Source organism: Azohydromonas lata NBRC 102462, assembly GCF_001571085.1.
Lineage (GTDB): Bacteria > Pseudomonadota > Gammaproteobacteria > Burkholderiales > Burkholderiaceae_C > Azohydromonas > Azohydromonas lata.
In genome coordinates this window covers 1-11730 of record NZ_BCTC01000152.1, presented here as the reverse complement: position 1 = coordinate 11730, position 11730 = coordinate 1, and the positions used below count along the sequence as shown (strand labels likewise).

The window sequence follows — 11730 nt, the reverse complement described above, 5'->3', positions numbered from 1 at the left end:
CTTTAAAGCTGCAGCCTCACCTGGCTAAGAACTTGTCCATGCTTTCCACGGGCACGCGGCGCAAAGTGGCCCTCGCGGGGCTGCTGGCCACGCAAGCCACGGTGACCTGCCTGGACCAGCCTTACGCGGCCCTGGACATGGGCTCAATCCGTATGGTGCGGGAGTTCCTGCTCGCCCATGCGGACCATCCGACGCGCACCTGGGTCGTCGCCGACTATGAGGCGGATGAGAACCTTCCTTGGCGACACATCATCCGGCTGGGCGCGGCGTAGTTTGCCGCGCAACGAATTCTGCGACCTTGGGCTCCAGCGCGGACAGGGTCAGGGCTGTTGTCCGACACCAGCCCCGGCCCAACCCTCATCGTCTGCCGGCTCCCAGGCTTGGGACATGAGCCAGGGTGCGTCGCTCCACCCACATTCGGCCTCGACTCGAAGCAGCGCCTCAACGGAGCTTTCGCCGGTTGCAATGCACGCTGGGGTGCACGAGCCATCGTCGGCGTCAGACTGCTTGCTTACAGGCGCCATGGCAACCTCCCAATTTTCCACGTCATCGACAGCCAACATCGGCCGTCCCAATGACGCTATCGGCATTGCAAGCGCGCGGCACATTGCGGAAAACCTCAAGGCCCCCCGGTATAGGCGAGTGGCCATCCCAGCCCACGAATCAACTTCGCAAGCCAACCACCCACTCAAGAGGCTGTAATTAAACTAATAAGATTACAAAATTCCTTCACGGGCATTTGAATTTCAAGGAGGTACCGTGAAGAGATCGGCAATTTTTTCTGTATTTCTTGGCTTGGCTGTCGGAAACGCCTCAGCGACCTCGCTGCTGGGCAACACGTTCGAATTTCGATATTTCTACCCGACGCTGAGCAGCAATCCCTACGAAAATTCCGCAAACGGCCTTTACAAGGCAGATGCAGGCATTGAGATAGATAATATTGCGGACGGCTCCGCGAGAATGGATATTCAAAATAACCGTATCGTCATCGATTTCCTTTATGGCAGCCGATACGGTGACGCCGGGGCCGAGTTCAACGGTTGGGTGCTGCGCGACATTTACGGTAAAGCAGGCAAGTTCACTTCCGTCACCGTCGATCCCTCGACGACGTTTGCGGGCATTGGCAACGGACTGAGTTTCACTGACGACACCATCAAGCTCAACTGGAAAGGATTGAGCTTCAGCCAGCACGATCAATTGGTCTTGAACGTGAAAACCGGACTGGGCAATGTCGCGAGCCCGGTTCCCGAACCGCAAAGCGTGGCGTTGATGGCGGCGGGGCTGCTGGGTATTGCCGCTGTGCGGCGGCGCGCCAAAGCCCAGGATTCGAAAAATCCGGCGCCATAAAGGTCGTGAAAGCCCGCCATCGGTTGCCGATGGCGGGTTTGCGCTGAGGGCGCTTATTGCGCCCAGCGCAGCACCAGCGGATCAAGCCGGCGGGCGATGCTGATCAGGCCCTGCCGGATCTCCGGCTGCAAGTCCGGCCAGGGATGGCGCGGCGCGCTGCACTGGATCACGCCACCGGCCTGCATCAGCGCCTTGGCGGCCAGAAAACCCGCCTGCCGGTTCTCCCAGTTGATCAACGGCAGCCAGCGCTGGTAGAGCGCGAAAGCGTCCTCGTGGCGCCCCTGCAGGTAGGCATCGACGATGGCGCGCATGCCGTCAGGAAAGCCGCCTCCCGTCATCGCGCCCGTGCAGCCCGCCTCCAGGTCGGCCCACAGCGTGAGCCCCTCCTCCCCGTCCCACGGCCCCTCAATGGCGTCGCCGCCCAGGGCGATCAGCTCGCGCAGCTTGTTGGCCGCCTGCGGCACCTCGATCTTGAAGTAGCGCAGGTTGGGGATCTCGCGCGCCATGCGCGCCAGCAGCGCCGCGGGCAGCGGCGTGCCGGCCACGGGGGCGTCCTGGACCATGAGCGGGATGGCTATGGCCGCGCACACCGTGCGGAAGAACTCCACCACTTGCGCTTCGCCCACGCGCAGCGTGGCGCCGTGGTAGGGCGGCATCACCATCACCATCGAGGCGCCCAAGTCCTGCGCGCGGCGGCTGCGGGCCGCGCACACCGCGCTGCTGAAGTGCGTGGTGGTCACGATCACCGGCACGCGCCCCGCGACGTGCTCCAGGATGGCCCGCGTCAACAGCTCCCGCTCCTCGTCGGCGAGCGCGAACTGCTCGGAGAAGTTGGCCAGGATGCACAGGCCGTTGGAGCCGGCATCGATCATGAAGTCCACGCAGCGCAGCTGGCCGGGCAGGTCCAGCGTGCCGTCGGCGTGGAAGACGGTGGGCACCACCGGGAACACGCCTTCAAAACGTCGAGTCATGGTGCGGCTCCTTACTCGACGATGCGGAACTGGTCCAGGTAGTCCGTGCGCAGCGTCAGGCCCAGCCCCGGCACGTCGTCGCGCAGTTGCACGAAGCCGTTCTCGGCCACCGGCTCGCCGGCGAAGATGTAATAGAACAGCTCGTTGCCCACCTCGACGTCGAACATCGGGAAGTACTCGCTCATGGGGCAGTTGAGGCTGCTCATGGTGAGGTGGTAGTTGTGCATCTGGCCCGCGTGCGGGATCACGGGCACGGAGTAGGCCTCGCACAGCGCGTTGATCTTGTGCGCCATGGTGATGCCGCCGACGCGGTTGGTGTCGTACTGCACCACGCTCACGGCCTTCTTTTCCAGCAGTTGCTTGAAGCCGTAGAGGCTGAACTCGTGCTCGCCGCCGGAAATGGGAATGCTGGTGAGGCGGTTGAGCTCGGCGTAGCCGTCGATGTCGTCGGCAATCACCGGCTCCTCCAGCCAGCGCGGCTGGTACTTCTCCAGCTTGGACAGGATGCGCTTGGCGTACTCCACGTTCCAGCCCATGTAGCACTCCAGCATGAGGTCGTTGTCGTAGCCGATCACCTCGCGCACCGCCTCCACGCTCTTGAGGTTCTCGACCACGCCTTGCTGTCCATGCTGCGGCCCGTAGCCGAAGCGCATCTTGAAGGCCTTGAAGCCCTGCTTCATGAAGGTCTCGGCCTCGCGCTGCATGTCCTTCAAGTCGGTGCGGTACAGCTTGGAGTAGTAGCAGGGGATCTTTTCCTTGGTGCGCCCGCCCAGCAGCTTGAACACCGGCTTGTTGACCGCCTTGCCCAGGATGTCCCAAATGGCGATGTCGATGGCCGAGATCGCCGCCATCGCCACGCCCTTGCGGCCCCAGGCGTGCGTGGCGCGGTACATGCGCTGGTTGATGTACTCGTAGTCCCACGGGTCCTGGCCCAGCGCGTGCGGCGCCAGGTACTGGTCGATGATGGCCTTGGCGATGCGCGGCGCCAGCGCCACGTTGCCCAGGCCCACCACGCCGGTGTCGGTCTCCACTTCCACCACGGTCCAGCCGTGGAAGCGGAAGGTGTCCATGGTGTCGTCGGCGCCGGCGTGGGCCTTGTTGTCCCACACCAGGTCCATGGCGTTGGAGCAGAAGTTGCCCTGCGGCGGCACGGTGGGGCCCTGCCATTCGAAAACGCGGGCGCGGATCTTGGTGATCTTCATGGAATCGGTCTCTTGTTCGTTCGGGTGACGGGCGTGGCGGTGGCGTTCAGGCAGGCGTGCTGGTGCGCGCCGCCCGCTGCGCACGGCCCATGCGGCAGGCGATGGCAAAGGCGTTGGCCGTGGCGTTGACGTCGGCGCGGCCCTGGCCGGCGATGTCGTAGGCGGTGCCATGCGCCGGCGTGGTGATGGGAATGGGCAAGCCGCCCTGCACCGTCACGCCCTTGGAGAAGCCCAGCAGCTTCAGCGCGATCTGGCCCTGGTCGTGGTACATGGTGACGATGGCATCGAGCTCGCCGTCACGCGCCTTGAGGAAGATGGTGTCGGCCGGGAACGGCCCAACCACCGGCAGCCCCGCGGCGTTGAGCGCGGCCACCGCCGGCGCGATGACGTCGATCTCCTCGCGCCCGCAGGTGCCGCCGTCGCCGTTGTGCGGGTTGAAGCCGGCCACCGCCACGCGCGGCGCGGCCACGCCGTTGGCCTGCAGCGAGCGGTAGATCAGCGTCGCGGCCGCCTGGATGCGCTCCACGCTCAGGTAAGAGGCTGCGTCCTTGAGCGGCACGTGCGAGGACACCCGCGAGGTCCACAGCCCCTGCAGCGTGTTGAACTCGCAGAAGTAGCCCTGCACGCCCAGGTACTGGGCAAAGTGGTGCAGCTCGTCCTCGTGCTGGAGGCCACCCAGCTTCATCGCGTGCTTGTTGAGCGGGGCGAAGCAGATCGCGTCCACCTCGCCGGCCAGCGTCGCGTCCATGCAGCGGTTGAGCACCGACAGCACCGAGGCGCCGCCGGCCGCGTCGGCCTGACCCACGCGCACCTGGTCCGGCCGCACCGTGTCCACGGCCAGGAAGGCCGGGCGCGACGCGTTCGTCCGCTCGCGCACCTGGGCCAGCGACAACACCGGGGCCGTGGCGACTTCCACGCCCGCGACCTGCTGGCCTTGGGCCCACAGCCAGGGGTCGCCGACGAGCACGATGTTGGCCTGCTCGCGCACGTCGCTGCGGGCCAGCAGCCGTGCGATCAGCTCGGGGCCGATGCCGGCCGGGTCGCCCAGGGTCAGCGCGACGACGGGCCGTGTGGAGGTGTTCATGGTGTGTCCTTTGCTGAGGCTGTGTCCCGGCACTCAGTCCAGCCGGATGTCACGGCGCTTGATCAGGGCCGCGTAGCGCTTGTTCTCGGCGTTGTGGAAAGCCTGGAACTGCGCCTGGCTCATGGGCTGCACCTCCATGCCTATGGCTTCCAGTCGCGCCTTCACGTCAGGCATCTGGATGATCCTGGTGACCTCGTCATGCACCCGGTCCTGCACGGCCTTGGGCGTGCCCGCGGGCATGTACACGCCGTACCAGGCGCTCATCTCCACGTCCTTCAGCCCGGCCTCCGCGGTCGTGGGCACGTCGGGGAGCTGGGGGCTGCGCCTGGCGGCCGCCACGGCCAGCGCCTTGACCTTGCCGGTCTTGATGTGCGGCAGCACCGAGGCCATGGTGTCGAAGCTCATCTGCACGGAGCCCCCCATCAGGTCCACCAGCGCCGGCGCGCTGCCGCGGTAGGGCACGTGCGTGATGTCGGCCTGCGTGGCCTCGCGGAACAGCTCGCCGGCAATGTGCTGCGTGCTGCCGGCACCACTGCTGGCGAAGTTCACCGACCCCGGCTGCTTGCGCACCAGCGCCACCAGGTCGCTCACCGTGTTCACGCCCAGGTCCTTGTTGACCACCAGCACGTTGGGCACGGCGCCGACGTAGGCCACGGGCACCAGGTCGCGGTCGTTGCTGTAGGGCAGCTTGATGAGGTGGGGGGCGATGGCGTGCGCCGTGGAGACGCCCATCACCAGGCTGTGGCCGTCGTTGGCACGCACCGCCTCGGCAGGCGCCATCGTGTTGGAGGCCCCGGGCTTGTTCTCGACCACCACGGTGGTCTTGAGCGCCGGGCCCAGCTTGTCGGCCACCGCGCGCGCCGCCGCGTCGGTGCCGCCGCCCGGCGCCGAGCCCACGAGCATGCGCAGCGGCCTGGACGGCCACTCCTGCGCCAGGGACGGCACCGCCGTCAGGCCCAACAAGGTGGCGGCCGCCGCGGCGCGCACCGCCCGCCGCTTCCAGGCGCTTGGCTTCATGTTTGTCTCCGGGTCGTTGTAGGAAGTGCAGCGATGCTAGGCAGCCGATCTATACGCGTAAACTTGATTTTTCTGATCGACTGATAGGCCCAACTTATTTATGAAGCCCATGTCCGCCCGCCACCTGCTGCAGCGGCTGCGCTTCAGGCAAGTCGCCCTGCTGCTGGCGCTGCAGCGGCTGGGGACGCTGCGCGCGGCGGCGTCGGAGCTGGGCATGACACAACCCGCGGCGACGCAGATGCTCCAGGAGCTGGAGGCGGCCCTGGAGCTGCCCCTGTTCGAGCGCGCCGGCCGCGGCTTGCGGCCCACGCCCGCGGGCACGGCCGTCATGGCGCATTTCGAGGGTTTACAGGGCTCGCTGGAAGCGCTCGCGCGCACGCTCGAAGGCTTGAGCGAGGGCGGCGGCGGCGTGCTGGCCGTAGGCTGCATTCCGGCGTCTTCGCCGACGCTGCTGGTGCAGGCGGTGGCCGCGCTCAAGCGCGAGCGGCCGCTGCTGAAGGTGCGCATCGTCACCGAGACCAGCGACCACCTGCTGGACCTGCTGGACCAGGGCGAGCTCGACCTGGTCATAGGCCGCATCGCCGAAGGCCATGCCCATGGCAACTACGACTCGACGGTGCTCTCCAGCGAGCCCTTGAGCGTGGTCGTGGGCCGGCGCAATTCGCGGGCCCACGAGAGCGCTCCAACGCTGCAAGGCCTCCTGCGTGACCCCTGGGTGCTGCAGCCGCGGCCCTCGCCCATGCGCGAGCTGCTGGAGCAGGAATTCCGGCTGCAGGGCCTGGACATGCCGCGCAACCTGGTGGAGACCGCTTCCATGCACACCACCGTGTTCCTCATCAACGAGGCGCCCATGGTGGCCGTGCTGCCCGCCGCGCTGGCCGCGCGCCACGAGGCGGACGGGCTGCTGCGCGTGCTCCCGCTGCAACTGCACCAGGCGCTGGAGCCCTACCGCGCCATCGTGCCCAAGCAGCGCCCGCTGGGCGCCGCGGCGCAACGCTTCCTGGAGCTGCTGGCTGCGGCGCTGGCGGCATGACGGGCATGACGGGCATGGCTACCAGGCTGCGGACCGCGCAAGGCCCCTCCGGAAGGCCCACCCTGCCGTTGCGCCCGCATCCACGCCGCCTCGTGGCGGGCCCTTGAGGTTGCCGCCCGTGGATCAACAACAGGGTTTCGTGCTCACCCGGCACTGGTGCGACACGCCGCAAGGCACGCTGGTGGAGTTCTGGCTGGCGACCGACGAAGGCCCCCGCCGGGTCCGGTTGCCGCCGCAGACGTCCGTCGCCTTCTTCCCCGCCGAGCGGCAGGCGCAGGCGGCCTTGCTGCTGCGCGACGAGCCCTACGTGGAGCTGCGCGCGCTGGACCTGCTGGATTTCCAGCACCGCCCCGTGATGGGCCTGTACTGCTGGCAGCAGCACCAACTGCAGCGCGCCGAAAAACGGCTCCGGCGCGCCGGCATCCCGGTCTTCGAGGCCGACATCCGGCCGCCGGAGCGCTACATGATGGAGCGCTTCATCACGGCGCCGGTCCGCTTCAGCGGCACGCCGGACGGCAGCGGCACGCTGCACCAGGCGCGCCTGAAACCCGCGCCCGCCTACCGCCCTCGCCTGCGGCTGGCCTCGCTGGACGTCGAAACCAACCGGCACGGTGAGCTGTACTCCATCGCCATCGAGGGCTGCGGCGAGCGCCAGGTCTGGGTGCTGGGCCCGCTCGGCGGGCACGGGGCGCCGGTGGATTTCCGGCTCGACGCCGTCGAGTCCCGCGCGCAACTGCTGCAGTCGCTTTGCGACTGGCTCGCCCGCCACGACCCGGACGCCCTCATCGGCTGGAACCTGGTGCAGTTCGACCTGCGCATCCTTCACGAGCACGCGCAGCGCCTGCAGGTGCCGCTGCGGCTGGGCCGCGGCGGCGCCGTGATGGAGTGGCGCGCCCACGGCACGCAAAGCGGCCACTTCTTCGCGGCGGCAGCCGGGCGGCTGCTCATAGACGGCATCGAGGCGCTGCGCTCGGCCACCTGGAGCTTTGCGTCCTTTGCGCTGGAGAACGTCGCCCGCGAGCTGCTGGGCGAGGGCAAGGCCATAGACACCCCCGACGAGCGCATGGCCGAGATCGACCGCATGTTCGCCGAGGACAAGGTGGCGCTGGCCCGCTACAACCTCAAGGACTGCGAGCTGGTGAGCCGCATCTTCGCCAGAACGCAGGTGCTGGACTTCCTGCTGGAGCGCGCCACCGTCACGGGGCTGCCGGCCGACCGCAGCGGCGGCTCGGTGGCCGCCTTCACGCACCTGTACCTGCCGCGCATGCACCGCCTGGGCTTCGTCGCGCCCACCTTGGGCGACGAACGCCCGCGCAGCAGCCCCGGCGGCTTCGTCATGGACTCGCAGCCCGGGATCTTCGACTCGGTGCTGGTGCTGGACTACAAGTCCCTGTACCCCGCCATCATCCGCACCTTCCTGATCGACCCCGCCGGCCTGGCGCAGGGGCTGCACGAGGCCGACGAGCAGGCCTCGGTGCCTGGCTTCGACGGCGCGCGCTTCTCCCGCACGCGCCACTGCCTGCCCGCCATGGTCGAGCAGGTCTGGCAGGGCCGCGAGGCCGCCAAGCGCGAGGGCAACCAGCCGCTGGCCCAAGCGCTGAAGATCATCATGAATGCCTTCTACGGCGTGCTCGGCACCCGGGGCTGCCGCTTCTGCGACCCGCGCCTCACGTCCTCCATCACGCGGCGGGGCCACGAGATCATGCGCAGGACGCGCGAGCTCATCGAGGCCCAGGGCTGGCGCGTCATCTACGGCGACACCGACTCCACCTTCGTCTGGCTGGGCCGCGAGCACGCCGAGGCCGACGCCGCCCGCATCGGCCGCGGCCTGGTGCAGCACGTCAACCAGTGGTGGCGCGAGCACCTGAAGGCCGAGTTCGGCCTGGACAGCGCGCTGGAGCTGCAGTTCGAGACGCACTACCGCCGCTTCCTCATGCCCACCGTCCGCGGCTCGAACGAAGGCAGCAAGAAGCGCTACGCCGGGCTGGTCAGGCAGCAGGACGGCCGCGAGCGCATGGTCTTCAAGGGGCTGGAGACCGTGCGCTCCGACTGGACGCCCCTGGCCCAGCAGTTCCAGCAGCAGCTCTACCAGCGGGTGTTCCTGCGCCAGCCTCACCAGGACTACGTGCGCGACTTCGTGCGCCGCACCCTGGCCGGCGACATGGACGAGCTGCTGGTCTACCGCAAGCGGCTGCGCCGAGGGCTGGAGGACTACCAGCGCAACGTGCCGCCGCACGTGCGCGCGGCGCGCATGGCCGACGAGAACGACCAGCGCTTGGGCCGCGTGCAGCCGTTCCTCGGCGGCGGCCGCACCCGCATCGCCTACGTGATCACGACCGCGGGCCCGCAGCCGCTGGAGATGCGCCGCGCCCCCATCGACTACCACCACTACATCGAGCGCCAGTTGCGGCCCGTGGCCGACGCCATCCTGCCCTTCGTCCAGGACGATTTCTCCAGGCTGATCGATCCGAACGCCGGCCTGTTCTGAGCCCCCAAGCCCGTGCGGTCGCGGCGGCCTTGTGTTGTCGCAGCAACAAAGCTTTATCGCAGAGTTTCGCGACAAAGCTACACTCCCGCGTCCTACAAAAACGAGGGTGCGATGGGTAGTGCAGTGATAGACGAAGGGATCCCGCTGGCCGAGGTGCTGGTGCAGGCCAACCGGGTCCAGGCCGTCGTCTCGCAGGTGCGCGGCGCGATGCTGGCGCCGGAGAACCGCAAGACGCCGCCGCGCTACTACACGGGCGACGTCATGGGCCTCACCGGCCTGGACAAGAACGCCATGGACGTGGCCCTGCGCAAGCGCACCCTGCCCGTGGGCAAGCTGGGCGTGGGCAACCGCCGCGAGTTCACGCTGCAGGAATTGCAGGCCTGGGTGCGCCACTACAAGGCCGACGCCCTGCGCCCAACCGGCGCCCACGCCGTGACGATCGCCGTGGCCAACTTCAAGGGCGGCGTGACCAAGACGACCACGGCGCTGACGCTGGCGCAGGGCCTGTCGCTGCGCGGCCACCGGGTGCTGGTCATAGACACCGATCCGCAAGGCTCGCTCACCACGCTGTTCGGCATCCTGCCCGACACGGAGGTGCGGCGCGACGACACCATGCTGCCGCTGGTGGAAGGCGCGCAGGCGTCGCTGCGCTACGCCGTGCGGCCCACCTACTGGAGCGGCATCGACCTCGTGGCCGCGGCGCCGCTGCTGTTCGGCGCCGAGTTCGAGCTGTCGGGCCGCATGGTGATGGACGCGGGCTTCCAGTACTGGCGCGTGCTGGAGCTGGGCCTGCGCGACCTGCGCCAGGACTACGACGTGATCATCATGGACACGCCGCCGGCGCTGTCCTACATGACCATCAACGTGCTCATGGCGGCCGACGGCATCCTCATGCCGCTGCCGCCCAACGCGCTGGACTTCGCCAGCAGCGCGCAGTTCTGGCAGCTCTTCGGCGACCTGACCACGCGGCTGCCCTCGGTGCAGGACAAGCGCTTCGACTTCATCAGCATCCTGCCCACCCGCGTCGAATCCACCGACGCCGCGGGCAGCACCGTGCGGGAGTGGATGGCTGCGGCCTACGCCGAGAAGCTGCTGCCCGTCGAGATTCCCAAGAGCGCCGCCGCCGGCGCCGCCAGCGCCAACTTCGGCACGGTCTACGACGAGGCCGTGGGCAGCAGCCGCACCGTGCGCCGCGCCACCGACGCCGCGGACCGCCTGGCCGACGCCATCAGCGTGCACTGCCTCAAGGCCTGGCGCCGCCAGCTCGCACGGAGCGCCGCGGCATGAGCGCCGTCAGCAAGGGCAAGGGCCTCAAGTTCGACCTGCCGCCGGCCGGCGCAGCTCCGGCCGCGCCCGCCGCACCCGCCGAACCCGTCACGGGCGTGATGCGCCACGCCGGCCTGGCGCAGGAGCTGCATTCGCTGCGCGCCCAAGTGCAGCAGCTCGAAGGCGAGCGCGGCGCACAGCCGCTGGACGCGCGCCTGGTGCGCGCCAGCCGTTGGGCCAACCGGCATGCGGCGTCTTTCGAAAACGAAGACTTCGCGGAGCTGAAAGCCGAGATTGCCGGCGCGGGCGGCAACGTCCAGCCCATCAAGGTGCGGCCGCTGAGCGGGCCGGCGACCGACGGCGCGCGCTACGAGATCGTGTTCGGCCACCGGCGCCACCGCGCCTGCCTGGAGCTTGGGCTGCCCGTGCTGGCGGTCGTGGCCGACCTCGACGACCGCGCCTTGTTCGCGGAAATGGATCGAGAGAACCGCGCCCGCAAGAACCTCAGCGCCTACGAGCAGGGCGTGATGTACCGGCGCGCGCTCAAGGAGGGCCTGTTCCCCTCGCAGCGCATGCTGGCCGTGGCCGTCGGCGCCGACTCGGGCAACGTGAGCCGCGCCATCAAGGTCGCGGAGCTGCCCGAAGACCTCCTGGCCGCTTTCGGCTCGCCGCTGGCGGTGCAGTTCGCCTGGGCCAGCGACCTGGCCGACGCCCTGCAGCGCGACCGCCAGGCCGCGCTGGCGGCGGCGCGGGAAGCCGCGCAGGCCGGCCTGGCGCCGCCACAGGTGTTCAGCGCCATCACGGGCAAGGCCAGCCGCCGCGGCGCTGCACCGCACAGCCCCCCGGCCGCAGCGCCGGTCACGACCGCAACACCAACCGCAACACCGGCCGCGCTGCCGGCCGTACCCGTGCAGGCCCTGGCCGCGCCACCGGCCGACGTCCCGTACAGCGCGCCGGCGCTCCGGCCGCCGGCCGCCGCGCGAGCCGCGGGTGGCGTGGCCTTGTCCATGGCGGACGTCGCCCGGCTGGCGGCCGAGGCCGATGCACAGCAGCAGCGCCCCGGCGGTGCGGAGCTGGCCGCTTTCCTGCGCGACCTGGCGCAGCGCATCGCGCAAAGCCTGGGCGACGGCGGCGCCGCGGGCTTCAGCCGCTGACGCCGGGCCGGCCCCGGGGGGACGGCCGCCTCTGATTCCAATTCGTTCGCCACACTGAAATGGCCTCGTCACACCCGCGCAGGCGGGTGTCCACGAGCACCGGGCGGCCTCCCGGCCTGCGTGGATGCCCGCCTTCGCGCACTGCTGTCCGGGGAAAACGTAACGGCT

General features: G+C 69.0%; 9 protein-coding genes and 1 pseudogene. 6 read left to right on the top strand and 4 right to left on the bottom strand.

Annotated elements, in window-relative coordinates:
- Window positions 1–272, top strand: a pseudogene (locus ALA01S_RS28590) (hypothetical protein); the annotation flags it as partial.
- Window positions 273–759: 487 nt separating this feature from the next.
- A complete protein-coding gene (locus ALA01S_RS28585) occupies window positions 760–1347 on the top strand; it encodes a PEP-CTERM sorting domain-containing protein (protein ID WP_157119356.1) in 588 nt (195 codons plus the stop codon).
- Between the two features lie 53 nt (window positions 1348–1400).
- On the opposite strand, the gene ALA01S_RS28580 is transcribed toward ALA01S_RS28585, so the two are convergent.
- From ALA01S_RS28580 to ALA01S_RS28565, 4 genes are read right to left on the bottom strand one after another with little or no spacing between them, the layout of a single operon-like run.
- Window positions 1401–2318 carry a dihydrodipicolinate synthase family protein gene (locus ALA01S_RS28580; protein WP_066342693.1) on the bottom strand — a complete coding sequence of 306 codons (918 nt, stop codon included), beginning with the start codon at window positions 2316–2318 and terminating at the stop codon, window positions 1401–1403.
- Between the two features lie 11 nt (window positions 2319–2329).
- A complete protein-coding gene (locus ALA01S_RS28575; RefSeq protein ID WP_066342692.1) occupies window positions 2330–3520 on the bottom strand; it encodes an L-rhamnonate dehydratase in 1191 nt (396 codons plus the stop codon).
- A gap of 46 nt (window positions 3521–3566) precedes the next feature.
- Entirely contained in the window at window positions 3567–4604 is a 1038-nt protein-coding gene (locus ALA01S_RS28570; RefSeq protein ID WP_066342690.1) for a 4-hydroxythreonine-4-phosphate dehydrogenase PdxA, read from the bottom strand.
- Between the two features lie 33 nt (window positions 4605–4637).
- Entirely contained in the window at window positions 4638–5621 is a 984-nt protein-coding gene (locus ALA01S_RS28565; protein ID WP_066342688.1) for a Bug family tripartite tricarboxylate transporter substrate binding protein, read from the bottom strand.
- A gap of 109 nt (window positions 5622–5730) precedes the next feature.
- Between ALA01S_RS28565 and ALA01S_RS28560 the strand changes: the two genes are divergently transcribed.
- The 4 genes from ALA01S_RS28560 to ALA01S_RS28545 all read left to right on the top strand — a co-directional run bounded on the left by ALA01S_RS28560 (window position 5731) and on the right by ALA01S_RS28545 (window position 11562).
- Window positions 5731–6654, top strand: coding sequence for a LysR family transcriptional regulator (locus tag ALA01S_RS28560; protein WP_238455994.1), 924 nt, complete (start codon window positions 5731–5733; stop codon window positions 6652–6654).
- A gap of 118 nt (window positions 6655–6772) precedes the next feature.
- Window positions 6773–9142: a DNA polymerase II gene (locus ALA01S_RS28555; RefSeq protein WP_066342686.1), complete on the top strand. Its 2370-nt coding sequence runs from the start codon at window positions 6773–6775 to the stop codon at window positions 9140–9142.
- Window positions 9143–9253: 111 nt separating this feature from the next.
- The gene (locus ALA01S_RS28550) at window positions 9254–10429 is read left to right on the top strand and encodes a ParA family protein (RefSeq protein ID WP_066342685.1); all 1176 of its coding nucleotides are present in this window, start codon (window positions 9254–9256) and stop codon (window positions 10427–10429) included.
- Entirely contained in the window at window positions 10426–11562 is a 1137-nt protein-coding gene (locus tag ALA01S_RS28545) for a ParB/RepB/Spo0J family partition protein (protein ID WP_066342684.1), read from the top strand. Before ALA01S_RS28550 ends, ALA01S_RS28545 begins: the two co-directional genes overlap by 4 nt.
- Window positions 11563–11730: the final 168 nt, after the last annotated feature.